Annotated in this window: 25 protein-coding genes; 21 read left to right on the top strand and 4 right to left on the bottom strand. The window is 69.5% G+C overall.

What is annotated here, in order from left to right:
* Positions 1 to 138 precede the first annotated feature (138 nt).
* From ACWICD_RS03765 to ACWICD_RS03745, 5 genes are read left to right on the top strand one after another with little or no spacing between them, the layout of a single operon-like run.
* Complete coding sequence (locus tag ACWICD_RS03765) at positions 139 to 1191, top strand: branched-chain amino acid ABC transporter permease (protein WP_376127962.1); 1053 nt, start codon at positions 139 to 141, stop codon at positions 1189 to 1191.
* The gene (locus ACWICD_RS03760) at positions 1188 to 2753 is read left to right on the top strand and encodes a class I adenylate-forming enzyme family protein (RefSeq protein WP_454139302.1); all 1566 of its coding nucleotides are present in this window, start codon (positions 1188 to 1190) and stop codon (positions 2751 to 2753) included. The genes ACWICD_RS03765 and ACWICD_RS03760 overlap by 4 nt, the downstream gene beginning before the upstream one ends.
* Positions 2737 to 3423: a TetR/AcrR family transcriptional regulator gene (locus ACWICD_RS03755; protein WP_454139301.1), complete on the top strand. Its 687-nt coding sequence runs from the start codon at positions 2737 to 2739 to the stop codon at positions 3421 to 3423. Before ACWICD_RS03760 ends, ACWICD_RS03755 begins: the two co-directional genes overlap by 17 nt.
* On the top strand, positions 3420 to 4172 hold the full coding sequence (locus ACWICD_RS03750) for a 3-hydroxybutyrate dehydrogenase (RefSeq protein ID WP_454139300.1): 753 nt from the start codon (positions 3420 to 3422) through the stop codon (positions 4170 to 4172). Before ACWICD_RS03755 ends, ACWICD_RS03750 begins: the two co-directional genes overlap by 4 nt.
* The gene (locus ACWICD_RS03745; RefSeq protein WP_454139299.1) at positions 4169 to 5080 is read left to right on the top strand and encodes an alpha/beta fold hydrolase; all 912 of its coding nucleotides are present in this window, start codon (positions 4169 to 4171) and stop codon (positions 5078 to 5080) included. Before ACWICD_RS03750 ends, ACWICD_RS03745 begins: the two co-directional genes overlap by 4 nt.
* A gap of 6 nt (positions 5081 to 5086) precedes the next feature.
* Here the strand turns inward: ACWICD_RS03745 and ACWICD_RS03740 are convergent, their stop codons facing one another.
* Entirely contained in the window at positions 5087 to 5341 is a 255-nt protein-coding gene (locus ACWICD_RS03740) for a hypothetical protein (RefSeq protein ID WP_376127921.1), read from the bottom strand.
* A 129-nt stretch (positions 5342 to 5470) separates the two neighbouring features.
* On the opposite strand from ACWICD_RS03740, the gene ACWICD_RS03735 reads away from it, so the two are divergent.
* The 9 genes from ACWICD_RS03735 (at position 5471) to serA (ending at position 15681) form a co-directional block, all read left to right on the top strand.
* Positions 5471 to 6886: an alpha,alpha-trehalose-phosphate synthase (UDP-forming) gene (locus tag ACWICD_RS03735; protein WP_454139298.1), complete on the top strand. Its 1416-nt coding sequence runs from the start codon at positions 5471 to 5473 to the stop codon at positions 6884 to 6886.
* The gene (otsB, locus tag ACWICD_RS03730; RefSeq protein ID WP_454139297.1) at positions 6883 to 7701 is read left to right on the top strand and encodes a trehalose-phosphatase; all 819 of its coding nucleotides are present in this window, start codon (positions 6883 to 6885) and stop codon (positions 7699 to 7701) included. Before ACWICD_RS03735 ends, otsB begins: the two co-directional genes overlap by 4 nt.
* A gap of 9 nt (positions 7702 to 7710) precedes the next feature.
* Entirely contained in the window at positions 7711 to 9417 is a 1707-nt protein-coding gene (ilvD, locus tag ACWICD_RS03725; protein WP_376127927.1) for a dihydroxy-acid dehydratase, read from the top strand.
* 48 nt (positions 9418 to 9465) lie between these two features.
* The gene (locus ACWICD_RS03720; protein ID WP_454139296.1) at positions 9466 to 11268 is read left to right on the top strand and encodes an acetolactate synthase large subunit; all 1803 of its coding nucleotides are present in this window, start codon (positions 9466 to 9468) and stop codon (positions 11266 to 11268) included.
* A gap of 1 nt (position 11269) precedes the next feature.
* Complete coding sequence (ilvN, locus tag ACWICD_RS03715) at positions 11270 to 11779, top strand: acetolactate synthase small subunit (protein ID WP_376127931.1); 510 nt, start codon at positions 11270 to 11272, stop codon at positions 11777 to 11779.
* Positions 11780 to 11868: 89 nt separating this feature from the next.
* Complete coding sequence (gene ilvC / locus ACWICD_RS03710) at positions 11869 to 12894, top strand: ketol-acid reductoisomerase (RefSeq protein WP_454139295.1); 1026 nt, start codon at positions 11869 to 11871, stop codon at positions 12892 to 12894.
* A gap of 163 nt (positions 12895 to 13057) precedes the next feature.
* Positions 13058 to 13582, top strand: coding sequence for a DNA polymerase III subunit gamma/tau (locus ACWICD_RS03705; protein ID WP_454139294.1), 525 nt, complete (start codon positions 13058 to 13060; stop codon positions 13580 to 13582).
* Positions 13579 to 13953: a bacitracin resistance protein gene (locus ACWICD_RS03700; RefSeq protein WP_376127937.1), complete on the top strand. Its 375-nt coding sequence runs from the start codon at positions 13579 to 13581 to the stop codon at positions 13951 to 13953. Before ACWICD_RS03705 ends, ACWICD_RS03700 begins: the two co-directional genes overlap by 4 nt.
* A 123-nt stretch (positions 13954 to 14076) precedes the next feature.
* A complete protein-coding gene (serA, locus tag ACWICD_RS03695; protein ID WP_454139293.1) occupies positions 14077 to 15681 on the top strand; it encodes a phosphoglycerate dehydrogenase in 1605 nt (534 codons plus the stop codon).
* 18 nt (positions 15682 to 15699) lie between these two features.
* On the opposite strand, the gene ACWICD_RS03690 is transcribed toward serA, so the two are convergent.
* On the bottom strand, positions 15700 to 16245 hold the full coding sequence (locus ACWICD_RS03690) for a TetR/AcrR family transcriptional regulator (RefSeq protein WP_454139292.1): 546 nt from the start codon (positions 16243 to 16245) through the stop codon (positions 15700 to 15702).
* A gap of 67 nt (positions 16246 to 16312) precedes the next feature.
* Between ACWICD_RS03690 and ACWICD_RS03685 the strand changes: the two genes are divergently transcribed.
* From ACWICD_RS03685 to ACWICD_RS03665, 5 genes are read left to right on the top strand one after another with little or no spacing between them, the layout of a single operon-like run.
* Positions 16313 to 17845 carry an MFS transporter gene (locus tag ACWICD_RS03685; RefSeq protein ID WP_454139291.1) on the top strand — a complete coding sequence of 511 codons (1533 nt, stop codon included), beginning with the start codon at positions 16313 to 16315 and terminating at the stop codon, positions 17843 to 17845.
* Positions 17846 to 17854: 9 nt separating this feature from the next.
* Positions 17855 to 18907, top strand: a complete 1053-nt coding sequence (locus ACWICD_RS03680) for a 3-isopropylmalate dehydrogenase (protein WP_376127945.1) — start codon at positions 17855 to 17857, stop codon at positions 18905 to 18907.
* A gap of 45 nt (positions 18908 to 18952) precedes the next feature.
* Positions 18953 to 20059, top strand: a complete 1107-nt coding sequence (locus ACWICD_RS03675; RefSeq protein WP_376127947.1) for a branched-chain amino acid aminotransferase — start codon at positions 18953 to 18955, stop codon at positions 20057 to 20059.
* Positions 20060 to 20062: 3 nt separating this feature from the next.
* Positions 20063 to 20836 carry a fumarylacetoacetate hydrolase family protein gene (locus tag ACWICD_RS03670; RefSeq protein WP_376127949.1) on the top strand — a complete coding sequence of 258 codons (774 nt, stop codon included), beginning with the start codon at positions 20063 to 20065 and terminating at the stop codon, positions 20834 to 20836.
* The gene (locus tag ACWICD_RS03665; RefSeq protein WP_454139290.1) at positions 20829 to 22070 is read left to right on the top strand and encodes an MFS transporter; all 1242 of its coding nucleotides are present in this window, start codon (positions 20829 to 20831) and stop codon (positions 22068 to 22070) included. The genes ACWICD_RS03670 and ACWICD_RS03665 overlap by 8 nt, the downstream gene beginning before the upstream one ends.
* Here the strand turns inward: ACWICD_RS03665 and ACWICD_RS03660 are convergent.
* Both ACWICD_RS03660 and ACWICD_RS03655 read right to left on the bottom strand, forming a co-directional pair.
* On the bottom strand, positions 22067 to 23116 hold the full coding sequence (locus tag ACWICD_RS03660; protein WP_454139289.1) for an aminotransferase class V-fold PLP-dependent enzyme: 1050 nt from the start codon (positions 23114 to 23116) through the stop codon (positions 22067 to 22069). The genes ACWICD_RS03665 and ACWICD_RS03660 overlap by 4 nt on opposite strands.
* Positions 23117 to 23189: 73 nt before the next feature.
* Positions 23190 to 23792 carry a hypothetical protein gene (locus tag ACWICD_RS03655; protein ID WP_454139288.1) on the bottom strand — a complete coding sequence of 201 codons (603 nt, stop codon included), beginning with the start codon at positions 23790 to 23792 and terminating at the stop codon, positions 23190 to 23192.
* A 101-nt stretch (positions 23793 to 23893) separates the two neighbouring features.
* Here ACWICD_RS03655 and ACWICD_RS03650 point away from each other — a divergent pair, with 101 nt between their 5' ends.
* Both ACWICD_RS03650 and gltX read left to right on the top strand, forming a co-directional pair.
* Positions 23894 to 24838, top strand: a complete 945-nt coding sequence (locus ACWICD_RS03650) for a LysR family transcriptional regulator (RefSeq protein WP_376127964.1) — start codon at positions 23894 to 23896, stop codon at positions 24836 to 24838.
* Between the two features lie 11 nt (positions 24839 to 24849).
* Positions 24850 to 26364, top strand: coding sequence for a glutamate--tRNA ligase (gene gltX, locus ACWICD_RS03645; protein WP_376127957.1), 1515 nt, complete (start codon positions 24850 to 24852; stop codon positions 26362 to 26364).
* Positions 26365 to 26422 lie beyond the last annotated feature (58 nt).

Here is a 26422-nt window from a genome sequence, read left to right as displayed (position 1 = left end):
GGGGCGACCCTTCGGCAAGCTCAGGGACCGGGTGGCGCTCAGGGACCGGGTGGTGCTCGGGGAACGGGTGGCGCTCAGGGACCGGGGGGGCTCGGGCGGTACGTGCCGGCGATCGTCGGCGGTGCGCTCGTGGCGTTCATGGCGCTGCTGCCCCTGCTGAACATCTCCATCCCCGGAATCCTGCCCACGCCCACCTACATGCCCGGCACGCTCGCACTGCTCTCGCTGTGCATGGTGTTCGCCGCACTCGCGCTGTCCTACAACCTTCTGCTCGGATCGGGCGGCATGCTCTCGTTCGGTCACGCGCTGTACTTCGGCGCGGGAGCGTACGGCCTCGGCATCGCGCTCGAGCACTTCGGCGTGCCGCTGTGGCCGGGCGTCTTCGTCGCCCTCATCGGCGGCATGATCATCGCCTTCGCGACCGGTGCCGTCGCGATGCGGGTCTCGGGAATCCCGTTCGCGATGGTGACGCTCGCCTTCGCGCAGGCGGGGTCCGTGCTCGTACGCCGCAACTCGCAGATCACGGGCGGAGAAGAGGGCCTCAGCCTCAACACGACGCACGTTCCGGACTTCCTCGTCGGGGTCGTCAACACGCGCAACCTGTACTGGTTCGCCCTGGCCGTGCTCGTCATCGTCTATCTCGTCACGCTGTGGGTCGACACGTCGCGACTGGGCCACCTCGCGCGGGCGACCCGGGAGAACGAACAGCGTGTGCGCGTGCTCGGCCTGCACCCGTACCGCGTGCGCCTGGCCGTCTTCGTCATCGCCGCGGTGCTCGCGAGCCTCGCGGGAGTGGCCTACATGCTGCTGCAATCCGGCACCGTGCCGCGCGCCGTCTCCGCCGATCTCACGATCACGGTGCTCGTGATGGTCGTGCTCGGTGGCGTCGGCTTCCGCTGGGGTGCCATCGTGGGCGGTGTGCTCTACACCCTCCTCGACCAGCGACTCACGGTGCTCGCGGGCTCCGAGGCGATCGCGGGACTGCCCGATGTGCTGCGCATCCCGCTCTCCGAGCCGCTGTTCCTGCTCGGCGTCCTCTTCATCCTCGTCGTGATGTTCCTCCCCGGCGGGATCGCCGGCACGATCGATGCCGCCGTGCGCCGCCGCCGGGGCGAGCGCGTGCGCGGCGCCCTGCAGACGATGGATGACGCGGATGCCACGGTCGATGCGCCCGCCGAGGTGCGGTCATGACCCCGGAATCGCTCATCGACGACGGCCCTCACACGATCGGCCGCTGGCTGCTCGACCGTGTGGCGCAATCCCCGCGCCGCATCGCGATCGACGACCGCGGCGTCACGATCGACTACGCGACGCTCGCCCTGCGCGCGTCGGAGCTCGCCGAGCAGCTGCGCTGCGCCGGATACGGTCCGGGCGATCGCATCGCCACCGTGTCGGGCAACTCGAGCGACCACGTCGTGGCCTTCTTCGCGTGTGCGATGGCGGGCGTCGCGTTCGTGCCGCTCTCGTGGCGGCTGACGCCGCGCGAGCTCAGCGACATCATGATGCGCACGGACCCCGCGCTCGTGCTCGTCGAAGACGAGCACGCCGCCCTCGCTGGTGAGGCGCTGCGCACCCTCCGGAACGCGCCGCCGGTCGCATCGCTCGGCACGACGGGGATCGAGGCGGTCGTGCCGCGGTCCCGCGCCCCCCGGCCCGTGCGACGGGTGCACGACGACGACCCGCTCCTGGTGATCTTCACGTCGGGCAGCGAGGCCGCGCCCAAGGGCGTCGTCCTGACCCACGCCAACTGCTTCTGGAACAACCTGGCCCTGGCCCAGGCCCTGCCGCTCACGCACGAGGACGTCGTCCTGGCGATGCTGCCGCAGTTCCATGTCGCGGCGTGGAACTGTCAGCCGCTGCTGGCATGGTGGGTCGGCGGGACGGTCGTGCTCGAGCGCTCGTTCCAGCCTGCGCGCGCCCTGCAACTCATCGCCGAGCGAGGCGTGACGGCCATGATGGGCGTGCCGACGCAGTACGCGATGATCGCGGCGGATCGCGGCTGGGCCGAAGCCGACGTGAGCTCGCTGCGCCTGGCCCTCGTCGGCGGGGCCACGATGCCCGTCGCCCTCCAGCAGCAGTGGTCGGGTCGCGGCATCCCGTTGACGCAGGGCTACGGGCTCACCGAAGCGGCGCCCAACGTGCTGCACCTGCCCTCCGCCGACGCGTCGGCGTTCCCGGGTGCCGTCGGCCGGCCGTACCCGCACGTGGCGACGCGGATCGTCGACCCGGCGTCGTCGCTGCCGCTCGAGGGCGAGGCGACGGGCGAGCTGTGGGTCGGGGGGCCGAGCGTCTTCGCCGGCTATCTCGATGACGAGCCGGCCACGGCCGCCGCCCGTGTGGGGGACTGGCTGCGCACGGGGGATCTCGTCCACCGCGACGCCGCCGGCGTGCATCGCATCGTCGATCGCCTGAAGAACATCTACATCTCGGGCGGCGAGAATGTCGCCCCGGCCGAGGTCGAGCACGCGCTCGAGCTGCACCCGCTCATCGCCGAGGCCGCGGTGGTCGCCGTCGTCGACGAGGTGTGGGGCGAGCGTGGCGTCGCATTCGTCGTGCCTGCCGACGGTACCGTGCTCTCGGTGGACGAAGTGCTCGCGCACGCGCGCCGCAACCTCGCGGCGTTCAAAGTACCGGTCCACATCGAGATCGTCGAGGAGCTGCCCCGCTCCACGATCGACAAGATCGCCCTCCCGCTTCTGCGACGGCGAGCCGCGAGCCTGACGAAAGAGGTGCGTCATGACGCTGCCCGATGAGCTCATCGACGACACGGACCGCCCGGTGTCTTCGGCGACCGGCCGCCCGCTGACGAAACGCGGTGAGGCGACGCGGCGACGGCTGCTCGAAGCCGCCGAGCATGTCTTCGCCGAGCTGGGATACCACGAGGCATCCATCGTCAAGGTGACCGAGCGAGCCGGCATCGGCCTCGGCACCTTCTATCTCTACTTCGACAGCAAGCAGGCGATCTTCGAGGCTCTCGTGATCGACCTGAACCGGCGCGTTCGCCACTCCATGTCCGAAGCGATGGCAGGCGCGGATTCGCGTCTCGATGCCGAGCGCGCGGGATTTCGCGGGTTCTTCCGCTTCACCGCGGAGCATCCCGCGCTGTATCGCGTCGTGCGCGAAGCGGAGTTCGTCTCACCCGCGGTGCTGCGCCTGCACTACTCCCGCATCGTGGAGGGATACGAGGCCGGCCTGAGCGCCGCGCAGGAGGCGGGCGACGTCGACCGTGCACTCGACCCGGAGACGACCGCGTGGGCCCTCATGGGCATGGGCGAGCTCATCGGCATGCGCTTCCTGCTGTGGGAGAGGGACGCCGACGACAAGCCGCCCGCCGAGCTCGACGCCGGCGTCTTCGACGCCATGATGCGCTTCATCGACAACGCGCTGGCCCCCCGGCCCGCGCAGGAAGGCGATCGAGCATGATCGATCAGGACCTCGCGGGCAAGCGCGCCCTCATCACGGGCGGCGCCAGCGGCATCGGCCTGGCGTGCGCCACGGAGTTCGCGGCGCGCGGTGCCTTCGTGATCGTGGCCGACCTGAACGCGGATGCCGCCGCCCAGGCCGCCTCGCAGGTGCAGGGTGAGCCGTGGGTCGTCGACCTGTCGGACACGGCGGCTCTCGACGACCTGATGCTCGACGTCGACATCCTCGTCAACAACGCGGGGATCCAACGCGTGAGCAGCATCCCCGACTTCGATCCGGACGCCTTCCGGCTCATCCAGCGCCTCATGCTGGAATCGCCCTTCCTGCTCATCCGCGCGGCCCTGCCGGCGATGTACGACAGGGGGTGGGGACGGATCATCAACATCTCGAGCGTCCACGGCCTGCGCGCGTCGGCGTTCAAATCCGCCTACGTCGCCGCCAAGCACGGCCTCGAGGGCCTGTCGAAGGTCACCGCGCTCGAAGGCGGTCCGCGCGGAGTGACGAGCAACTGCATCAATCCGGCATATGTGCGCACGCCGCTCGTCGAGAAGCAGATCGCCGATCAGGCGGCGCTGCACGGCATCGGCGAGGACGAGGTCATCGAGAAGATCATGCTCACCGAGACGGCGATCAAGCGGCTCGTCGAGCCCGAAGAGGTCGCCTCGCTCGCGGGATGGCTCTCGTCGGACAAGGCCGGCATGGTCACGGGCGCGTCGTACACGATGGACGGCGCGTGGACAGCGCGATGAGCGGGCACGCGTACCGCGCGGTCGACGTGCCCGTCCCCGGCGGCGACCTGCGTGTCGGCGTGTGGGACCCCACGGGCGACACGACGGGCGAGGTCCTGCTCGTGCACGGCGTCACGTCGTCGCACCTGGTCTGGCCCTTCGTGGTCGACCGGCTCACCGGCATCCGTGCGATCGCTCCCGACCTGCGCGGACGCGGGCGCAGCAACGCCGTCGCGGGCTCCGCAGGCCTCGCGGCGCACGCCGACGATCTCGCCGCGACGCTCGATGCCCTCGGAATCGACCGCATCCTCGTCGTCGGACACTCGATGGGAGCCTTCGTCGCGCTCGCGTTCGCGCACCGGCACCCCGACCGGGTCACCCGTCTCGTGCTCGTCGACGGCGGTATGCCGCTCGATGCCCCCGCAGGGCTCGACGCCGAGGCGATGGTCGCCGGGATCCTGGGGCCGACGGCCGCACGCCTGTCGATGCGGTTCGCCGACGTCGAGGCCTATCTCGAGTTCTGGCGCGAACATCCCGCGTTCTCGAACGCGTGGACCGACGAGCTGGATGCCTATTTCGCCTACGACCTCGTCGATGACGGCGAAGGGCGGCTGCGTCCCGCGACGAGCTATCAGACCACCGTCGACGACACCGTCGACATGAACACCGGCTCGACGCTCGTCGACGCGCTGGCGGGGCTGGGACATCCGACGCGGCTGCTGACGGTGCCGAGGGGTCTGCAGGACGAAGAGCCCGGGCTCTACGCTCCCGACCATCTCGCGAAGGTGCTGGCGCAGGCGCCGCACATCGTGCACGACCATGTCGACGGCTTCAACCACTACTCGATCGTGCTGTCGGAGGAAGGCGCCGCGGTGCTCGCACCGATCATCCGCGACGAGCTCGCCAGCGCCGCGCTGCTCGGGAGCTGACCCGTCTCAGCGCGTGATGCGCCGCTCGAGGAGCTTCTTCTCCTTGCCGTGCACGGGGGAGTCGGTCGCGATGAGATGCCCGGTCGACGCGCGCCGCGTGTCGACGATCGCGCCGATCGCGAGCGCGAGGGTGATGCCCCAGCTCAGCCAGGCGAGGGCGGTGCGCCACGTGAACGGGGCATCGTCGCGTGTCGACCGCAACAACGTGAATCCGCTCAGGATCGCGCTGACCAGGCCCGTGCTGAAGAGGTATCTGCGCATGCTCTTACGCTAGCGCCACCTGGCGGTCAGGCGGCCGCCCTTGACACCGCGGCGGCCGGCAGTCAAGGCCCGCGGGGTAGATCGGCGCCGCTGTTAGCCTGAGGACACACCCCGCCCCTCAGGAGTACCGTGACACAGGCCGATTTCGTCGTCGTCGCCAATCGACTCCCCGTCGACCGGATCACGGAAGGGGAGGATGCCGGAGGTTGGCGTCCGTCTCCGGGCGGCCTCGTCACGGCACTGGAGCCGGTCATGCGACAGACGAAGGGCGCGTGGGTCGGCTGGCCCGGCCAAGCGGATCTGGCACTCGAGCCGTTCGACTTCGGCAACATGCACCTCGTTCCCGTCGACCTGTCCGCGGCCGACGTGGAGAACTACTACGAAGGCTTCTCGAACGACACGATCTGGCCGCTCTATCACGACGTCATCTCGCCGCCGCGCTACCGTCGCGTCTGGTGGGACGCCTACGTCAAGGTCAACGAGCGCTTCGCGCGCGCCGCGGCGGACGCGGCGGTCCACGGCGGCACCGTATGGGTGCAGGACTACCAGCTGCAGCTCGTGCCGCGGATGCTGCGCGAAGCACGCCCTGATCTGACGATCGGGTACTTCCACCACATTCCCTTCCCGGCATACGGCCTGTATTCGCAGCTGCCCTGGCGGCGACAGGTGCTCGAAGGGCTGCTCGGAGCCGACGTCATCGGATTCCAGCGGGTCGCCGACGCGAGCAACTTCGCTCGTGCCGTGCGGCGACAGCTGCGGTACGAGACGAAGGCAAGCGGCATCCGCGTTCCCGTCGGAGAGGGCACTTCGCGCATCGCCCTCGCGAAGGCCTTCCCGATCTCGATCGACGCCGCGACCTACGTGGAGATGGCACAGCGGCCGGACATCCGGGCCCGCGCGGCGGAGATCCGCGAAAGCCTTGGCAACCCCGAACGGATCCTGCTCGGCGTCGACCGGCTCGACTATACGAAGGGCATTCGCCACCGTCTCAAGGCGTACGGCGAGCTCATCAACGACGGCCGCCTCGATGTCGAAGACGTCACCCTGGTGCAGGTCGCGAGCCCGAGCCGCGAGCGCGTACAGGCCTACATCGAGCTGCGCGACGAGATCGAGCTCACCGTGACGCGCATCAACGGCGACCACGACACGATCGGCCACTCCGCGATCCGCTACCTTCACCAGGGTTTCCCGCGCGAAGAGATGGTCGCGCTGTACCTCGCCGCCGACGTCATGCTCGTCACCGCCCTGCGCGACGGCATGAACCTCGTCGCCAAGGAGTACGTCGCTTCGCGCATCGACAACCGCGGGGTGCTCGTGCTGAGCGAGTTCACCGGTGCGAGCGATGAGCTGGGGTCCGCCTTGCGCGTCAATCCGCACGACATCGGAGCCCTCAAGGACACCATCATGCGCGCGATCGACATGCCGTCGGCCGAGCAGGGCCGGCGCATGCGGGCGCTGCGCAGGAAAGTCCTCGACTTCGACGTCGCACGATGGTCGAGATCGTTCCTCGACGCCCTCGCCGCCGCGAAGGAGCGCACGCCGTGACCGGTCGCGATGACGCCGTGCGCCGGGTCGCGGCATCCGATCGACTGCTCGTCGCGCTCGATTTCGACGGCACCCTGTCGCCGCTGGTCGACGACCCCATGACGGCGCGGATGCTGCCCTCGGCGCGGGCAGCGATCGAGCGGCTCGCCGCGCTGCGCGACACGACCGTCGCATTCGTGTCGGGTCGCAGCCTCGTCGATCTGCGCGAGATCGCCGAGCACGGCGATGATTCGATCTACCTTCTCGCCGGCAGTCACGGGGCGGAGTTCTGGGTACCGGGCGATGGCGCGCTCGATCCCGAACCCGATGTCGTCGACGCCGACCTGCGCGACCGCCTGCTCGCCGATGCGCGTCGCGCGACGGAAGGCCTCGACGGCGTGTGGATCGAGCCCAAGACGTTCGGGCTCGGCGTGCACACGCGCGTCGCCGATCCCGTCTCGGCCGACCGGGCCCACGCGGCCGTCGACGCGGTGGTCGTCGCAGAAGCCCCCCACTGGCGCCGCCGGACGGGAAAGAACATCGTCGAGTACGCGTTCCGTCACGAGGGCAAGGATTCGGCGATCCAGGCATTGCGCGAGCGGCTCGCCGCGACCGCGGTGCTCTTCGCCGGCGACGACGTCACCGACGAGGACGCGCTGCGCAGTCTCGGTGCAGATGACCTCGGCGTGCGCGTGGGCGATGGCCCGAGCGCCGCGAGTATCGTCGTGGCCGACATCGACGAACTCGCGAGCCTGCTCGGCGACCTCGCGGCGCAGCGCCGCGCGGCGCAGGGGCAGGCGCCCGCGGGGGCCGACGTGCGCGCCCCACGGGAATAGACTCAGGGGATGCCCGAGTCTCGCACTGACATCGACATCAAACCTCGCAGCCGTGTCGTCACGGACGGAATCGAAGCCACGACGTCGCGCGGAATGCTCCGCGGCGTCGGCATGGGCGACGACGACTGGGACAAGCCCCAGATCGGCATCGCGTCGAGCTGGAACGAGATCACGCCCTGCAACCTGAGCCTGGACCGCCTCGCTCAGGGCGCGAAAGAAGGCGTGCACGCCGGCGGTGGCTACCCGCTGCAGTTCGGCACGATCTCGGTCTCGGACGGCATCTCGATGGGCCACGAGGGCATGCACTTCTCGCTCGTCTCGCGCGAAGTCATCGCCGACTCCGTCGAGACCGTCATGATGGCCGAGCGCCTCGACGGCTCCGTTCTGCTGGCGGGATGCGACAAGTCCATCCCCGGCATGCTGATGGCCTCGGCGCGCCTGGACCTGTCGAGCGTCTTCCTCTACGCGGGCTCGATCGCGCCCGGCTGGGTCAAGCTGTCGGACGGCACCGAGAAGGAGATCACGATCATCGACTCCTTCGAGGGAGTCGGCGCGTGCCTCGCGGGGCGCATGAGCGAAGCAGACCTCAAGCGCATCGAGTGCGCGTTCGCCCCCGGTGAGGGTGCGTGCGGCGGCATGTACACCGCCAACACGATGGCCTCGGTCGGCGAGGCGCTCGGGCTCTCACTGCCCGGCTCCGCCGCCCCGCCCTCGTCGGATCGCCGCCGCGACGTGTTCGCGCACCGTTCCGGCGAAGCCGTCGTGAACCTGCTGCGCCTGGGGATCACGACCCGGGACATCCTCACGAAGGAGGCCTTCGAGAACGCGGTCGCCCTCGCGATGGCGCTCGGCGGCTCCACCAACGTCGTCCTGCACCTGCTCGCGATCGCCCGCGAAGCCGAGGTCGATCTGAACCTGCACGACTTCAACCGCATCGGCGACAAGGTGCCGCACATCGGCGACCTGAAGCCGTTCGGCCAGTACGTCATGAACGACGTCGACCGGCAGGGCGGCATCCCCGTCGTCATGAAGGCGATGCTCGACGAGGGACTGCTGCACGGCGACGCGCTCACGGTGACCGGCAAGACGCTCGCCGAGAACCTGCGCGACCTCGACCCGGATCCCGTCGACGGCGACGTCATCCACTCCTTCGACAACCCCATCCACGCCACGGGCGGCATCACGGTCCTGCACGGATCCTTCGCGCCCGAGGGCGCCGTCGTCAAGACCGCCGGCTTCGACGCCGCGGTCTTCGAGGGTCCCGCGCGCGTGTTCGAGCGCGAGCGCGCCGCGATGGATGCGCTCGAGGCCGGCGAGATCGACAAGGGCGACGTCGTGGTCATCCGCTACGAGGGTCCGAAGGGCGGCCCCGGCATGCGCGAGATGCTCGCGATCACCGCGGCCATCAAGGGCGCGGGGCTCGGAAAAGATGTACTACTCTTGACGGACGGCAGATTCTCAGGCGGCACAACCGGCCTGTGCATCGGCCACATAGCACCCGAAGCGGTCGACGCAGGTCCGATCGCCTTCGTGCGCGATGGTGATCTGATACGGGTCGATATCGCGGCTCGCACTCTCGACCTACTCGTCGACGATGCAGAGCTCGCCTCCCGCCGCTCCGGCTGGGAGCCGCTTCCTCCGCGCTATACCCGTGGCGTCCTTGCCAAGTACTCCCGACTCGTGCGCTCCGCAGCTGAGGGCGCGACGACCGGCTGAGCCCGCGGCATCCGCATTCCGATCCGATCTCTGCGAGGACCATCACACATGCCCGCCGAATCCGCACAGGCCGTTCCCCGGCCGCCCGCCCGTACCGCTTCGGCGCCCGTGCTCACCGGAGCGCAGGCCGTCGTCCGATCGCTCGAGATGCTCGGCGTCACCGACGTCTTCGGTCTGCCCGGGGGAGCGATCCTGCCGGTCTACGACCCGCTCATGGACACCTCCGAGATCCGGCACATCCTCGTGCGTCACGAACAGGGCGCCGGGCACGCCGCCGAGGGGTACGCCTCAGCATCCGGACGCGTCGGCGTCGCGATCGCGACCTCGGGGCCCGGTGCGACGAACCTCGTGACCGCGATCGCCGACGCCTACATGGACTCGGTGCCGATCGTGTGCATCACCGGCCAGGTCTTCTCGAACCTGATGGGGACCGACGCGTTCCAGGAGGCCGACATCGTCGGCATCACGATGCCGATCACGAAGCACTCCTTCCTCGTGAAGGATGCCGCCGAGATCCCCGGCGCGATCGCCGCCGCCTTCGAGATCGCCTCGACGGGCCGGCCCGGTCCCGTCCTCGTCGACATCACGAAGGACGCGCAGCAGGCCGAGGCACCGTTCGAGTGGCCGCCGAGGGTCGACCTGCCCGGCTACCGGCCCGTCACCAAGGCGCACGGCAAGCAGATCCAGGCGGCGGCGCAGCTGCTCGCCGAGGCGAAGAAGCCCGTCTTCTACGTCGGCGGCGGCGTCATCAGGGCGCAGGCGGCGGCCGAACTGCTCGCTCTCGCCGAGACCACCGGCGTGCCCGTCGTGACGACGCTCATGGCTCGCGGCGCCTTCCCCGATTCGCACCCGCAGCACCTCGGCATGCCGGGCATGCACGGTACGGTGCCCGCCGTGCTCGCGCTGCAGGAGTCCGACCTCCTCATCTCGCTCGGCGCGCGGTTCGACGACCGCGTGACGGGCAAGGCGGCGCTGTTCGCACCGAACGCGAAGGTCGTGCACGTCGACATCGACCCCGCCGAGATCTCGAAGATCCGCACCGCCGACGTGCCGATCGTCGGTGACGTGCGCGACGTGCTCGTCGACCTCGACGCCGCCTTCCGCGGCGCCGTCGAGGGGACCACGCCCGACTTCGCCGATTGGTGGGCGTACCTCGACGGCCTGAGGGACGAGTTCCCGCTCGGCTATGCGCCGACCACCGACGGTCTGCTCTCACCGCAGTACGTCATCTCGCGCATCGGCGAGCTGACCGGACCCGAGGGCGTCTACGCCGCCGGCGTCGGACAGCACCAGATGTGGGCCGCGCAGTTCATCAAGTACGAGCGTCCCAACGCGTGGCTCAACTCCGGCGGCGCCGGCACGATGGGCTACTCGGTACCGGCGGCGATGGGCGCGAAGGTCGCCCAGCCCGATCGTCACGTGTGGGCGATCGACGGCGACGGCTGTTTCCAGATGACCAATCAGGAGCTCGCGACCTGCGCGATCAACAACATCCCGATCAAGGTCGCCATCATCAACAACTCCTCACTGGGCATGGTGCGCCAGTGGCAGACGCTGTTCTACGACGGCCGCTATTCGCACACGAACCTCAACACGGGGCACGGCACCGTGCGCATCCCCGACTTCGTGAAGCTCGCCGAGGCGTACGGCTGTCTCGCGATCCGCGTCGAGAAGGAAGAAGACGTGGATGCCGCGATCCAGACCGCGCTCGAGACGAACGACCGCCCCGTCGTCATCGACTTCGTGGTGAGCGCCGACGCGATGGTGTGGCCCATGGTGCCGCAGGGAGTCAGCAACAGCTACGTCCAGTACGCGCGGGACCACTCGCCGTCGTTCGATGAGGAGGCCTGAGATGCCCACGCACGTTCTGAGCCTTCTCGTCGAGAACAAGCCCGGTCTGCTCACCCGCGTCGCGGGGCTCTTCGCGCGTCGCGGGTTCAACATCGAGTCGCTCGCCGTGGGCGTGACCGAGGTGCCGGGACTGTCGCGCATCACGGTCGTCGTCGACGTCGACCGGCTGCCGCTCGAACAGGTCACGAAGCAGCTCAACAAGCTCGTCAACGTCATCAAGATCGTGGAGCTCGAGTATGCGTCGTCGGTGCAGCGCGAACACATGCTGATCAAGGTGCGCGCCGACAATCAGAGCCGCTCGAACGTGCTCGAGGTCGTCAACCTCTTCCGGGCGCAGGTCGTGGACTACGCCTCCGATGCGCTCGTCGTCGAGGTCACGGGCGACAAGGGCAAGGTCGACGCCTTCCTGCGCGCTCTCGAGCCGTTCGGCATCAAGGAGCTCGCGCAGTCGGGGCTGCTCGCGATCGGCCGCGGCGGCAAGAGCATCACCGAGCGCGTCCTGCGCAGCTGACCATACGCACATTCCGGCTCCTGAGCTCGTCGAAGGACCGGTCACGACCCCTCGACCAGCTCGGGGACCGAAGCAAAAGGAGAAACACCATGGCTGAGATCTTCTACGACGCCGACGCCGACCTCTCGATCATCCAGAGCAAGAAGGTCGCGATCGTCGGCTACGGCTCGCAGGGTCACGCCCACGCGCTCAACCTGCGCGACTCGGGCGTCGAGGTCGTCATCGCGCTCAAGGACGGCTCGAAGTCGATCGAGAAGGCCTCCGACGAGGGCTTCGAGGTCAAGAACGTCGCAGACGCGACGGCCTGGGCCGACCTCATCATGATCCTCGCGCCGGACCAGCACCAGCGCGGCATCTACAACGACCACATCAAGCCCAACCTGGCGGCCGGCAAGACGCTCGCCTTCGCCCACGGCTTCAACATCCGCTTCGGCTACATCGACGCGCCCGACGGCGTCGACGTGATCCTCGTCGCGCCCAAGGCGCCGGGCCACACGGTGCGTCGCGAGTACGTCGCCGGTCGCGGCATCCCGGACATCATCGCCGTCGAGCGCGACGCGTCGGGCTCGGCGTGGGCGACCGCGCTGTCGTACGCCATGGCGATCGGCGGCGCCCGCGCGGGCGTCATCAAGACGACCTTCACGGAAGAGACCGAGACCGACCTGTTCGGCGAGCAGGCTGTGCTCTGCGGTGGCGTGTCGCAGCTCGTCCAGTATGGCTTCGAGACGCTCACCGAGGCGGGCTACCAGCCCGAGATCGCCTACTTCGAGGTGCTGCACGAGCTCAAGCTCATCGTCGACCTCATGTGGGAGGGCGGCATCGCCAAGCAGCGCTGGTCGGTCTCGGACACCGCCGAGTACGGCGACTACGTGTCGGGGCCGCGCGTCATCGACGCGAGCGTCAAGGAGAACATGCAGGCCGTGCTCGCCGACGTGCAGTCGGGAGCGTTCGCGAAGCGCTTCATCGACGATCAGGACAACGGCGCGAAGGAATTCATCGAACTGCGCGAGAAGGCGGCGTCGCACCCCATCGAGTCCGTCGGCCGCGAGCTGCGCTCGCTCTTCGCCTGGAAGCAGGCTGACGAGGGTTACACCGAGGGCAGCGCGGCACGCTAGAGCTGCGCTGACAGAGGTGCCGGGGTCGAGTAGCGCCGCAGGCGCGTATCGAGATCAGGGCAGCGCGGCACGCTAGTGCCGCGCTGACGTATGGGAAGGAGCCCGACCCTCACAAGGAGTCGGGCTCCTTCATGTCCGCGGGGCGACGAGTACGCTGAACAGCGTGACATCCGGACGTGAAGACGACGCGCTCTCCTGGGGCGACGACGATCCGACGCTCGATGACGGGGGAGGACGGGGCGCTGACTCGCTCTCCGAGTCCGGCACAGTCGTCCCCTCGACCACCGAGCCGCGCGGATACCCCGCGCTGCCGGACGGGTATCGTGCCGTCGGCGCAGGCAGCGATGCCCTTGACACCGAAGAGCCCGCCCTCATCGAGGCTGCTCCGGCGCAAGCCGGCAACGCGGCGCTGCTCGGTCTCGGAGTGCTCGGCGGGATTTATCTGCTCTACACGATCGGCTGGGTCATCGGCGGACTCCGCCTGCAAGGGCGGCGCCCGTTCCTCGTGACCGACTTCATGTACCAGGGGAGCCTCTGGCTCGCCGTGCTCGCGCCGCTGCTTTGGATCAGCACGACGCTGGTCTTGGCCAGACGCTCGCGGCCATGGGTGCGGTTCGCATGGCTTGTCGGTGGTGCCGCCCTCCTCATGCCGTGGCCCTTCATCATGATCGGGGCGGTAGGCCAATGAGCGACAGCACAACGAACGCCTCGGCGACGGCCTTCGCCCCGCGTGCGATGCCGGTTTGGCTCATCGCGACCGTTGCGGGCGTGCTCGGCCTGTTCTATGCCTACGCCGTGTGGAACGCGATCGGAAACCTGGTCGAAACGCTCTCCTTCTACGGCCAAGGCGGATTCACGCTGAACGCGCTCGGCTGGTTCGTGTGGATCTTCGCCGCCGTCTTCCCGCTTCTTGCGTGGGGCGCGGCGTTCGCGATCGGATGGCGCCGACGGCCGCACGAGCTGCTGCTCGTCATGCTCACCGGCCTCGCGCTGGTCGCAGTGTTCTGGCTCAACGTCATCGCTTACACGACGCTCAACACAACGTCGCTGGTCGGCTGACCGGGCGTCACACGGTCGGAGACGGCTCCCGCGGCGCGCTAGGCTGGGCGCCAGCCTCGTCCCAATGGCGTGCGGCGTGGCATCCGTCTGATCTGCCGTCGCACAGCACCCGAAGGATCCACCGTGACGAAGCCTGTCGTTCTCATCGCCGAACAACTCTCACCCGCCACGATCGACGCGCTCGGCCCCGACTTCGAGGTGCGGCACGTCGACGGGACGGACCGCCCCGCGCTGCTGGCCGCACTCGCCGACGCGAACGCCGTGCTCGTCCGCTCAGCGACGAAGATCGACGCCGAGGCGCTTGAAGCCGCTCCCGTGCTCAAGGTGGTCGCCCGTGCCGGCGTCGGGCTCGACAACGTCGACATCAAGGCGTCGACGACCGCGGGCGTCATGGTGGTCAACGCCCCCACGTCGAACATCATCTCGGCCGCCGAGCTGACGATCGGCCACATCCTCTCGCTCGCCCGGCGCATCCCGGCGGCGCACGCCTCCCTCGCGCAGGGGGAGTGGAAGCGCAGCGCCTACACGGGCACCGAGCTGTTCGAGAAGACCGTCGGCATCGTGGGCCTCGGCCGGATCGGCGCTCTCATCGCGGCTCGGCTGCAGGCGTTCGACATGCGCGTCGTCGCGTACGACCCCTATGTCACGAGCGCGCGGGCGCAGCACCTCGGCGTTCAGCTGGTCACGCTCGACGAACTGCTCGAGCAGAGCGACTTCCTCACGATCCACATGCCCAAGACGCCCGAGACGACGGGCATGATCGGCATCGAGCAGATGCGCCGCATGAAGCCGACCGCGTACGTCGTCAACGTCGCCCGCGGCGGGCTCATCGACGAGGAGGCGCTGTTCAAGGCCCTCACGACGGGTGAGATCGCCGGCGCGGGTCTGGACGTGTTCTCGACCGAGCCTCCCGTCGAGGGCGGCCCCGCACGGATGCTGCTCGACCTGCCCAACGTCGTGGTCACTCCGCACCTGGGCGCCTCGACCGACGAGGCGCAGGAGAAGGCCGGCGTCTCCGTCGCGCGCTCGGTGCGTCTCGCGCTCGGCGGCGAGCTCGTGCCCGACGCCGTCAACGTCGCGGGCGGCATCATCGACCCGTACGTTCGGCCCGGTATCCCGCTCGTCGAGAAGCTCGGCCAGATCTTCGCCGCGCTCGCGCACTCTCCGCTCACGTCGTTCGACGTCGAGGTGCACGGTGAACTCAGCGCCTACGACGTCAGCGTGCTCAAGCTCGCCGCGCTCAAGGGGCTCTTCACGAACATCGTCAGCGAGACGGTGTCGTACGTCAACGCGCCGCTGTTGGCAGAGCAGCGCGGTGTCGAGGTGCGTCTGCTCGTCGACGACGACAGTCCCGAGTACCGCAACATCATCACGCTGCGCGGCGCGCTCGCGGACGGCTCGCAGCTGTCGGTGTCGGGCACGCTGACCGGCACGAAGCAGATCGAGAAGATCGTCGGGATCAACGGCTACGCGATCGAGCTGCCGATCGAGCGCAACCACGTCGTCATGGTCTATCAGGATCGCCCCGGCATCGTCGCCGTCTACGGACAGAAGTTCGGCGAGGCGGGCATCAACATCGCCGGCATGCAGATCGCGCGCCGTGAGGCCGGCGGACAGGCGCTCTCGGTGCTCACGGTCGACTCTCCCGCGCCCGACGACCTGCTCGACGAGGTGAGCGCAGCCATCGAGGCCGACCTCTTCCGTCAGATCGAGATCACCGAGTCCTGACGGCGTGAGCCGGTCGTCTCAGAGGCGGATCGCGCGTTCGACGAGGGCGACCAGTGCGTCGAGCTCGGCGCCCTGAGGCGTCGGGCCGGGGAGGGAACCGCCCGCGAGCACGGTGTTGAAGTAGAGCCCGTCGCTCACGAGCATCACGAGGTCGAGAGCTGCGCTGTCCGGCGCATACGGCCGGATCGCGTCCGCCCACTGCTCACGGATGTCGCGCAGCGCGTCACCGGCGGCGGCGTTGCCACCTTGAGCGAGACGGGCGGATGCCACGATCGCCCGGTCCAGCGGCGTGCTTTCGAGAATCGATGAGCGTAGGAAGTACGCGACGGGGCCCTCGGGTGCCTTCAGGATCGCGGCGACGTCTTCGGCAACGAGCAGCCGCAGGCGTTCGAGCACGCCCTGCTCGAGAGCATCCTTCGATGCGAAGTGGTAGAGCAGGCCGCCCTTGGAGACACCGGCGGCGCGAGCCGTGGCATCCATCGTCGCGGCACGCTCGCCTTCGTCGATCAGCAGCGATTCGAAGGCGTCGAGCACCTTCTCACGGGCGAGGGGAGGCCGGCTCACGCGCGAGCCTCGGACACGGTCGGCATCCTGTTACTATACCGTCTGGACGGTTTAGAAAGGCATCCTCATGACAACGGGCCCCATCACGGCCGCGATTCGCGCGGAACACCAGCAGCGTGTCGGCTGGCGTGGCTGGGCAGCCCTGGTCGTGCTCATGCTCCCCGTGCTGCTCGTGTCGGTCGACAACACGGTGCTGAGCTTCGCGCTGCCCGCCATCGCCCTCGATCTCGAGCCCTCGAGCGCGCAGCAGCTGTGGATCATCGACGCGTATCCCCTCGTGCTCGCGGGCCTCCTCGTCACGATGGGCACCCTCGGCGACCGGTTCGGACGACGACGGATGCTGCTGCTCGGTGCCACCGGGTTCGCCGCCGTCTCGGCGCTGGCCGCCTTCGCTCCGACGGCGGCGCTCCTCATCGCCGCGCGGGCGGGGATGGGCGTGTTCGGTGCGATGCTGATGCCCTCGACGCTGTCGCTGCTGCGCACGATCTTCACCGACCGCGACCAGCGGCGCATCGCGATCGCGATATGGGCGTCGATGTTCTCGGCCGGATCGGCTCTCGGGCCGATCGTCGGCGGCATCCTGCTCGAGCACTTCGGGTGGGGCTCGGTGTTCCTCATGGCCGTTCCCGTGCTCGTGCCGCTGCTCGTCCTCGCCCCGTTGCTCGTGCCCGAGAGCCGCGACCCGAAGCCCGGTCGGATCGACCCCGTGAGCATCGTGCTGTCGCTGGCCACCATGATCCCGATCGTCTACGCGATCAAGGAGCTCGCGGTGTACGGGCCGCTCAGTCTCGCCCCGCTGCTGTTCCTGGCGGGGATCGTCTTCGGCTTGCTCTTCGTGCGCCGTCAGCTGCGCTCCGAGACGCCGATGCTCGACATGGGGCTGTTCCGCAACCCCACCTTCAGCGGTGCGCTCCTGGTGAACCTGCTGAGTGTCGTCGGTCTCGTCGGATTCCTCTTCTTCGTCGCGCAGCACCTGCAGCTCATCGTCGGGCTGAGTCCGATGATGGCCGGCTTCGCGCTCGTCCCCGGGCTTGCCGCCATGATCGCGGCGGGACTGCTGGTCGTGCCGATCGCGAAGCGATATCCCGCGCACATCGTCGTGCCCTCTGCGCTCTCGTTCTCGGTGCTCGGCTATGTCATCGTCGCGTTCGCGACGGGGCCCGACAGCCTCGGGCTGCTCGTGGGCGCGTTCGTCGCCCTCGGGATCGGCATCGGTGCGGCCGAGACGATCTCGAACGAACTCGTCCTCGCCAGCGCGCCGCCCGCGAAGGCGGGAGCGGCGAGCGCCGTCTCCGAGACGGCCTACGAACTCGGGGCCGTGCTGGGTACGGCCGTGCTCGGCGGCATCCTGACGGCGCTGTACCGGGTGAGTCTCGTTCTGCCCGAGGGGCTGTCGGCCGCCGCCCAGAACGCGGCGCGAGAGACCCTCGCGGGTGCCGTGCACGTCGCGGACGGCCTCGAGAGCGCGGCAGGCCAGGCGCTGCGTGACGCTGCTGCCCACGCCTTCGACGCGGGCGTCGTCGTCACGGCCCTGATCGGCGCGGGACTCGTCGTCCTGGCGGCCGTCATCGCTGCCGGGACGCTGGGCCGCCGGCGCTAGGCTGAAACAATGTCGCGAGTCGTGAAGCTGGCCGTCATCCCCGGTGACGGGATCGGCCCCGAAGTGATCGCCGAGGCCGAGAAGGTGCTGGATGCCGCAACGGCGGGCACCGACCTCCGCTTCGACAAGACGAGGTTCTCTCTCGGTGCCGATCGCTACCTCGAGACGGGCGACACCCTCACCGACGACGACCTCTCGGCGATCGCCGGTCACGACGCGATCCTGCTCGGCGCCGTCGGGGGAGTTCCCGGCGACCCGCGGCTGAAGGACGCGAACATCGAGCGTGGACTCCTTCTCAAGCTGCGCTTCGAGCTGGACCATTACGTCAACCTGCGCCCCTCGAAGCTCTACCCCGGGGTGCCGGGACCGCTCGCCGCGCCCGGCGACATCGACTTCGTCGTGGTTCGAGAGGGCACGGAGGGACCGTACGTCGGCAACGGCGGGTCGATCCGCCGCGGGACGCCGCAGGAAGTCGCGAATGAGACATCCGTCAACACGGCGTTCGGCGTCGAGCGCGTGGTCCGCTACGCGTTCGACCTGGCCGAGCGTCGGCGCAAGAAGCTCACGCTCGTACACAAGACGAATGTGCTCGTGCACGCGGGCGGAATCTGGAAGCGGATCGTCGACGCCGTGGCATCCGAGCATCCGGACGTCGCGGTAGATTACCTGCACGTCGATGCGGCAACCATCTTCCTGGTCACGAACCCGGGCCGCTTCGACGTGATCGTCACCGACAACCTCTTCGGTGACATCCTCACGGACCTGGCCGGCGCCGTCACCGGTGGCATCGGCCTCGCCGCTTCGGGCAACATCAACCCCGACGGCACGTTCCCCTCGATGTTCGAGCCCGTTCACGGTTCGGCGCCGGACATCGCGGGTCGGCAGCAGGCCGATCCCACGGCCGCGATCCTGTCGATCGCCCTGCTCCTCGACCACCTCGGACAGCAGGACGAGGCCGTTCGCGTCACCCGGGCCGTCGAAGCCGACATCGCCGACCGCGGCGGCCAGACCCGCACGACATCTCAGATCGGCGACGCGATCGCAGCACGCCTGCAGGCGTAATCTGTAACCGCACACCGCGTCGCCACCCACTAGCCAGGACGTGACATGACCCTCATCGATTCAGACACCGACGCCGGCCTCGATCCGCTCGAGTTCGCCGTCACCAAGAACCTCGCGGCGAAGACGCCGCAGCAACGCGCAGAGATCCTCGCCAATCCCGGGTTCGGCACGAACTTCACGGATCACATGGTCGACATCTGCTGGTCGGTCGGGGGCGGGTGGCACCGCCCGCGCGTGCAGCCGTACGGTCCGATCGCGCTCGATCCCGCCGCCGCCGTCCTGCACTACGGGCAGGAGATCTTCGAGGGCATCAAGGCCTATCGTCACGCCGACGGCTCCGTGCACACGTTCCGGCCCGAGCAGAATGCTCTGCGGATGCAGCGCTCGGCGCGGCGCCTCGCACTGCCCGAACTGCCCGTCGAGTACTTCCTGCAGTCGATCCGCGAACTCGTCGCGGTCGACGGAGACTGGGTGCCCTCGGGCGCCGACCAGAGCCTCTATCTGCGCCCGTTCATGTTCGCCAAAGAGGCGTTCCTCGGCGTGCGTCCCGCCCACAAGGTGGCCTATTACCTCATCGCGTCGCCGGCCGGCGCGTACTTCAAGGGCGGGGTGCAGCCGGTCTCGATCTGGCTCAGTGAGGACTACGCGCGCGCCGGGCGCGGCGGAACCGGCGCGGCCAAGACCGGCGGTAACTACGCCGCGTCGCTCCTGCCGCAGTCCGAGGCGCACGAGAACGGGTGCGACCAGGTCGTGTTCCTCGATCAGGACCGCAACGTCGAAGAGCTCGGCGGAATGAACGTCGTCTTCGTCTACAAAGACGGGCGCGTGGTCACCCCGCAGTCCGACTCGATCCTCGAGGGCATCACGCGCGACTCGATCCTGCAGCTCGCCGCCGACCGCGGCCACACGGTCGAGGCCCGGCCGATGGCATTCGCCGAGTGGCGTGAGGGTGTGGCGTCCGGAGACATCGTCGAGGTGTTCGCGTGCGGCACCGCCGCTGTCGTCACCCCGATCGGCGTGCTCAAGGGTCGGGACTTCGAAGACGTGCAGCCGCGCGGCGAGCTGGCCATGTCGCTGCGCGAAGAGCTCACCGACATCCAGTACGGCCGACGCGAAGACCCGCACGGCTGGCTCACCCGGCTGGACGGCTGAGCCGTGCGGATCGCGCGATTCAGGCACGACGAGACCATCCGGTACGGGATCGTCGACGAAGCCGACCTCGTCGTGCTCGCGGGTGACCCGATGTTCGCGGGCTTGGACACCACGGGTGAACGCGTGCCCCTCGCCGATGTCGCGCTGCTCGCGCCCGTCATCCCGCGCTCGAAGATCGTGTGCGTGGGCCGCAACTACCAGGACCACGCTGCCGAGATGGGCAACGAGGTGCCGACCGCTCCGCTGCTGTTCTTCAAGCCGAACACGGCCGTCATCGGTCCCGGCGACGCGATCGTCACCCCGCCGCAGTCCGAGCGCGTCGACTTCGAGGGCGAGCTCGCGGCCGTCATCGGGCGCGTCGCGAAGAACGTGCCGGCCGAGCGCGCGCTCGAGCACGTCTTCGGATACACGATCGCCAACGACGTCACCGCTCGCGACCTCCAGCAGACCGACGGGCAGTGGGCGCGGGCGAAGGGCTTCGACACCTTCTGCCCGCTCGGTCCCGCGATCGAAACCGAGTTCGACCTGACGGGCGACGCCGTGCTCACGACGCGGGTCAACGGCGACGTCAAGCAGCAGGCGCCGCTCAGCGACATGATCTTCCCGCTCGCGGATGTCATCGCCTATGCATCGGCGGCCTTCACGCTGCTGCCGGGCGACGTGATCCTGACCGGGACCCCCGCAGGGGTGGGCCCGCTCGCTCCAGGCGACATCGTCGAGGTGGACATCACGGGGCTGGGGATCCTGCGAAACGCCGTGCGCGCCGCGGATGCCTGACACGTCGTCGCTCCTCGAGCACGACGTCGCCCGCGTCCAGCGACGCTCCGTCTGGGTGCTCTCGCTCGGCCAGATCCTCGGCGGGATCGCTTTCGGGGCGACCATCTCGCTCGGCGCCGTCCTGGCCGCGGAGGTATCCGGTGACGAGTCGCTCTCGGGTCTTGCCACAGCGGCCGTCACGTTCGGCACGGCGGTCGTCGCCGTGCCGCTCGCCGCGTTCGCGCGCCGTTTCGGCCGCCGCATCTCGCTTGCGATCGGGATGCTGGTGGCTCTGGTGGGTGTAGCGATGGTCATCGCCGCGGTCGGCGCCGGATCGTTCCCGTTCCTGCTGGCCGGGTTCCTGCTCATCGGCGGCGGACAGGCGGCCAATCTCCAGTCGCGCTTCGCCGCCGTCGACCTCGCGACAGATCGCACCCGCGGGCGCGATCTGTCGATCGTCGTGTGGGCGACGACGATCGGCGCTGTTCTGGGCCCGAACCTGACCGGGCCCGGAGAGGCACTCGGGTCGCTCATCGGTATGCCTGCGCTGACGGGTCCGTATCTCTTCACCGTCGCGGGGCAGGGCCTGGCGATCGTGCTGTACCTGCTCGTGCTGCGCCCCGACCCGCTCCTGCTCGCGCAGCGGGTCGTCGCCGATCGTGCGACGAGCATCGGCGCGGGCATCGCGAAGCCGGATCGCGCGCGCGTTGCGCGCTTCGCGATCTTCGCGATCGCGGCATCCCACGGCGTCATGGTGTCGGTCATGGCGATGACGCCCGTGCATCTCCTGCACCACGGTGCCGACCTCGTCGTGATCGGCATGACGATCAGCCTGCACATCGCCGGCATGTACGCGCTCGCACCCGTCTTCGGGATCCTGGCCGACCGGATCGGCCGTGTGCCCACGATCCTCGTCGGCCAGGCCCTTCTGGTCGCGGCGCTCCTCACAGCGTCGTTCGGCCAGGACTCGACGGCCGCCGTCACGGTCGGCCTCGTGCTGCTCGGGCTCGGCTGGAGCGCATCGACCGTCGCGGGTTCGACGCTGCTGACCGAAGCGAGCGCCGAAGACCGCCGCACGCGGCGCCAGGGGCTGAGCGACTTCGCGATGAGCCTCGTCGGGGCCGCCGGAGCGATCCTCGCGGGCGTCGTGCTCGGCTGGATCGGCTACGGCGGACTCGCGCTCGTCGCGGGGATCGCCGTCATCGCCGTCCTCGTGCTCTCGCCGTCCGGGCGTCTCGCCCCGACCCGCGATTAGCGGGCGAGCGCGCGCAGCGCCACCTCGACGTCCTCGTCGTCGTTGAAGATGTGGAAGGCGACCCGGGTGCGGCCCGCGCGGCCCGAGGCCGTGACGCCCGCGGCCGTGAGCGCCGCAAGGTCGTCGCCCGCGGCATCCGCCCACGTCACGATCGCGCTCGCGCGCGGCGGATGCGGCAGCGCCATGCCGTCGCGGAAGCGGGCGGCGAGCCGTGTGGTCTCGTCGTACGCGGCCGAGCGGTCGAGCGCGGCGAACAGCGCGAGCGCGGGTTCGGCGCCGACGAACGCCTGCCACGCGGGCGACACGTCGAAGCGCCGTGCGTCGGGTGCGAGGTCGAACTCGTGGCCGTAGCACGACGCCCACGGGTCGGCCCCGGAGTACCAGCCCGCGAAGATCGGTTCGAGCTCGCGCGCGAAGCCGGGCGACAGAGCGAGGAATGCGACACCGCGCGGTGCGCACAGCCATTTGTACGCGTGGCACACGACGGCGTCGTAGCGTTCGGCGTCGACCGGCAGCCACCCGACCGCCTGCGTCGCATCGGCGAACGTGCGGGCGCCGACCGCGTCGGCGGCGGCGACGACCGCGTCGACATCGGCAACGATCCCTGTCGCCGATTGCACGATCGAGAACGCGACGAGCGATGTCGAGGGGGTGATCGCCTCGGCGAGCTGCTCGATCGGCGCCGTGCGCAGCCGGATTCCCCGGCCCGCATGAGCGAAGGGTCGCGCGACCGACGAGAAGTCGCCCTCGGGTACGAGCACTTCGCCGCCGTCGGGCACGGCGGTCGCGATGAGTCCGGCGAACACCGACGCCTGCGCGCCGATCGCGACGCGATCCGCACCGACGCCGACGAGGCGCGCGAAGTGCCCGCGCGTCTGCTCGACGACGGCGCAGTACCCGGCGATGTCGATGTGGCCGCGTGCTGCCGCGGTGGTGTCCGCGATGACGGCGTCGCGTGCGGCGCGGGGAGGCAAGCCCGCCGTGCAGGCCGCGAGATAGCCGCGTCCGCCGTCGAAAGCGGCGCGCGCGGCGACGAGTGAGTCCATGTCCTCAGGCTCCGCCGCGTCGACTCATTCGTCTAGACCAGGTTATGGATCACATGCATCACACATCGTGATGTCACGATTCCCAGATCGAACTCTGCAGATCTGCCAGGAGGGCGGCGCCGTCGAGATTCGTCGCGGACTGGTAGATCCAGACATCGCCGCGCGTATAGACCGTTTCGACCGTGTCGACGGGGTACTGCGAGTTCGGCGTGGTCACGCTGCACAGATCACCACCACCGGCACCGGGTCCGCAGGACCAGCCGTCGGCGGCGAGGGATGCGATGTACGACTCGGATGCCGCGGCATCCGCTTCGCTGATGAGCACGAGGTAGCCCGTGGTGTCGCCGCCGAACCAATCGCACCCGAGCGCGAGGGTGGCGTCGGGGGGAACGGGGCGGATGAAGCCCTCGCCGTCGCCCTGCAGCACGAGGGGGTCGACCGTCTCGGCGCGCGTCTGAGCCGAGCCGACGTGGTCGCACGACGTGGGCAGATTCGCCGCGGGCGGCTGTGGCGGCTCCGGGACGGGTGTCTCGGGTGCGGGGGAGAGCGAACGCGTATCGGTCGGCGCGGGCGCGGGTCCCGCCGGGTCGGGCGCGCACGCGACGAGACCGAGGGCGAACACCGCGGTGAGCACCGCTCCGAGCGCCGCGGCGTGCGGTCTGTGGTGACGGATCATGACGTCCTCCTCGCTCGGGGTGAGCCTACGTCCGACGGCGAGGTTGCGGCAGGGGGTGTGTGAGCATCACGGCGGCTTATGCTTCTGGCGTGACCGATTCGATGACGGGGGACAGTGACTTCGACGTGCACGCGCTGCGCGTCGTCAAGTCGATCGCCGACGAAGGATCGATCACGTCCGCTGCCGCTCGCCTCGGCTACAGCCAGCCCGCCATCAGCCAGCTGCTCAAGCGGCTCGAGACCCGACTCGGGGTCGCACTCGTGGAGCGCGTGGGGCGGGGCGTGCGCCTCACCGAGGCGGGCCGGATCCTCGCGCGTCATGCGCCCGCCGTCACGACGGCATTGGATGCCGCAGCCGAAGAGCTCGCCGAACTGCGGGGCCTGCGCTCGGGCCGCGTGCGGCTCGTCGGCTTTCCGTCGGCGTCTCCCACGATCGTGCCGCGCCTCATCGCCGACCTCGGGGCGCGGCATCCCGGAGTATCGCTCACGTACGTCGAGGCCGAGCCCCCCGAAGCGGTCGACGCCGTCCGCGAGAATCGCGCCGACATCGCGCTGACCTTCAGCTACCCGGGCGATCGCGACGACCCGCACGGGATGAGCGCCCGCGGGCTCTCGTTGCGCAGTGTCGGCACCGACGATCTCGTCGCCGTGCTGCCGGCGGGGCACCCCGCCGCGCGTGACGGCACGCTCGAGGTCTCGTCGCTCGCGGACGAGCCCTGGATCGCCGGATGCCCGCGGTGCCGAGGCCATCTGCTCGAGCTCTGCGGGCGCGCCGGGTTCACGCCGCGCATCGCGATCGAAACCGACAACGTCGTCGCCGTCGAGGGTCTCGTCGCACAGGGCATCGGCGTCGCGACGCTGCCCCGTCTCGCGGTCGACGCGTTCCCGCTCCTGCCGGGACTCACTGTCGTGCCGCTGCCCGGCGAGAGCCGCACGCTCCACGTCGTGACGGCGCACGGAGCGTCTCGCGTGCCGTCGGTCCGCGCCGCGCTCGATGCGCTCGACCGTGCGCTGACCGGCCCGGTCGCGACGGCCGCGCGCAACTAGACTGGGCGACGATGTCTTCTTCACCCGATCCCCGCACCACGACGGCCGACGGCGCCGACGTGCGCGTGCGCTTCTGCCCGTCTCCCACCGGTATTCCGCACGTCGGCATGATCCGCACGGCCCTGTATAACTGGGCCTACGCGCGCCACACGGGCGGCAAGCTCGTGTTCCGCGTCGAGGACACGGACGCCGAGCGCGACAGCGAAGAGAGCTATCGTCAGCTCGTCGACGCGCTCACATGGTTGCGGATCGACTGGGACGAGGGTGTCGAGACGGGCGGTCCGCATGCGCCGTACCGCCAGTCCGAGCGCGGCGAGATCTACGCCGACGTGCTGCAGCGACTCGTGGCATCCGGGGCCGTGTACGAGAGCTACTCGACCGCCGCCGAGATCGACGCGCGCAACGAGGCCGCGGGCCGTGCCAAGCAGCTCGGGTACGACAACTTCGACCGCCACCTCACCGACGAGCAGAAGGCCGCCTTCCGCGCCGAGGGGCGCGAGCCGGCGTGGCGCCTGCGCGTGCCCGAGGGTGACGTCACGTATGTCGACCTCATCCGCGGCGAGGTGACCTTCCCCGCCGGGTCGTTCCCTGACTTCGTCATCGTGCGCGCCGGCGGGCAGCCGCTGTACACGTTCACCAACCCGGTCGACGATGCGCTCATGGGCATCACCCACGTCATCCGCGGCGAAGACCTCATGCCCTCGACGGCTCGCCAGCTCGCACTGTACTCCGCGCTCATCGACGCCGGTGTCACGACGTTCGTGCCGCGGTTCGGGCACATGCCGCTCGTGCTCGGCGAGACCGGAACGAAGAAGCTCTCCAAACGCGACCCCAAGGCCGACCTCTTCCTGCAGCGCGAGAAGGGCTTCATCCACGAGGGTCTGCTCAACTACCTCGCGCTCCTGGGCTGGTCGATCGGACCCGATCGCGACATCTTCTCGCTCGACGAGTTCATCGCCGCCTTCGACATCGTCGATGTGAATCCGAATCCCGCCCGCTTCGACCAGAAGAAGGCGGAGTCGATCAACGGCGACCACATCCGGATGCTGCAGCCCGCCGAGTTCGCCGAGCGCATCGTGCCGTACCTCGTCGATGCCGGCGTCGTCGCCGACCCGCCCACCCCGAGCCAGCTCGCGCTCATCGCGGAAGCCTCCCCGCTTGTGCAGGAGCGCGTGCAGATGCTCGGCGAGGTGCCCGGCATGCTGGGCTTCCTGTTCACCGACGAGGTGGAGTACGCCGAGGACGCGCTCGGCGGACTTCCCGCGAACGCGGGGGAGGTGCTCGTGGCATCCGTCGGTGCGATCGAGATGATCCCCGAAGCCGAGTTCACGGCCGCGGCCGTGCAGGAGGCGATGTCGTCGGCGCTCATCGAGGGACTCGGTCTCAAGCCCCGTGTCGCCTACGGTCCGCCGCGGGTCGCCGTCAGCGGGCGCCGTGTCTCGCCCCCGCTCTTCGAGTCGATGGAGCTGCTCGGCAAGGCGGAATCGATCCGCCGGCTCGGTGCGCTCGTGCAGAAGATCGGCTGAGACACGCCGGTTTGGTCTGCGCGCGATCGCGGGCTAAACTTGATCCTTGTGCGCGGCT

The sequence above is a fragment of the Microbacterium sp. NPDC055357 genome, from assembly GCF_053644835.1.
The sequence above is the reverse complement of the archived record's forward strand: the minus strand, read 5'-3'. Positions and strand labels throughout refer to the sequence as shown.

Coding starts and splice junctions, on each gene's coding strand:
- ACWICD_RS03650 (WP_376127964.1), top strand. CDS start 23,894: ATGACGGGGGACAGTGACTTCGACGTGCACGCGCTGCGCGTCGTCAAG.
- ACWICD_RS03700 (WP_376127937.1), top strand. CDS start 13,579: ATGAGCGACAGCACAACGAACGCCTCGGCGACGGCCTTCGCCCCGCGT.
- ilvN (WP_376127931.1), top strand. CDS start 11,270: ATGCCCACGCACGTTCTGAGCCTTCTCGTCGAGAACAAGCCCGGTCTG.
- gltX (WP_376127957.1), top strand. CDS start 24,850: ATGTCTTCTTCACCCGATCCCCGCACCACGACGGCCGACGGCGCCGAC.
- ACWICD_RS03760 (WP_454139302.1), top strand. CDS start 1,188: ATGACCCCGGAATCGCTCATCGACGACGGCCCTCACACGATCGGCCGC.
- ACWICD_RS03665 (WP_454139290.1), top strand. CDS start 20,829: ATGCCTGACACGTCGTCGCTCCTCGAGCACGACGTCGCCCGCGTCCAG.
- ACWICD_RS03755 (WP_454139301.1), top strand. CDS start 2,737: ATGACGCTGCCCGATGAGCTCATCGACGACACGGACCGCCCGGTGTCT.
- ACWICD_RS03720 (WP_454139296.1), top strand. CDS start 9,466: ATGCCCGCCGAATCCGCACAGGCCGTTCCCCGGCCGCCCGCCCGTACC.
- ACWICD_RS03680 (WP_376127945.1), top strand. CDS start 17,855: ATGTCGCGAGTCGTGAAGCTGGCCGTCATCCCCGGTGACGGGATCGGC.
- ACWICD_RS03675 (WP_376127947.1), top strand. CDS start 18,953: ATGACCCTCATCGATTCAGACACCGACGCCGGCCTCGATCCGCTCGAG.
- ACWICD_RS03660 (WP_454139289.1), bottom strand. CDS start 23,116: ATGGACTCACTCGTCGCCGCGCGCGCCGCTTTCGACGGCGGACGCGGC.
- ACWICD_RS03655 (WP_454139288.1), bottom strand. CDS start 23,792: ATGATCCGTCACCACAGACCGCACGCCGCGGCGCTCGGAGCGGTGCTC.
- ilvC (WP_454139295.1), top strand. CDS start 11,869: ATGGCTGAGATCTTCTACGACGCCGACGCCGACCTCTCGATCATCCAG.
- ilvD (WP_376127927.1), top strand. CDS start 7,711: ATGCCCGAGTCTCGCACTGACATCGACATCAAACCTCGCAGCCGTGTC.
- ACWICD_RS03740 (WP_376127921.1), bottom strand. CDS start 5,341: ATGCGCAGATACCTCTTCAGCACGGGCCTGGTCAGCGCGATCCTGAGC.
- ACWICD_RS03765 (WP_376127962.1), top strand. CDS start 139: ATGGCGCTGCTGCCCCTGCTGAACATCTCCATCCCCGGAATCCTGCCC.
- ACWICD_RS03745 (WP_454139299.1), top strand. CDS start 4,169: ATGAGCGGGCACGCGTACCGCGCGGTCGACGTGCCCGTCCCCGGCGGC.
- ACWICD_RS03685 (WP_454139291.1), top strand. CDS start 16,313: ATGACAACGGGCCCCATCACGGCCGCGATTCGCGCGGAACACCAGCAG.
- ACWICD_RS03750 (WP_454139300.1), top strand. CDS start 3,420: ATGATCGATCAGGACCTCGCGGGCAAGCGCGCCCTCATCACGGGCGGC.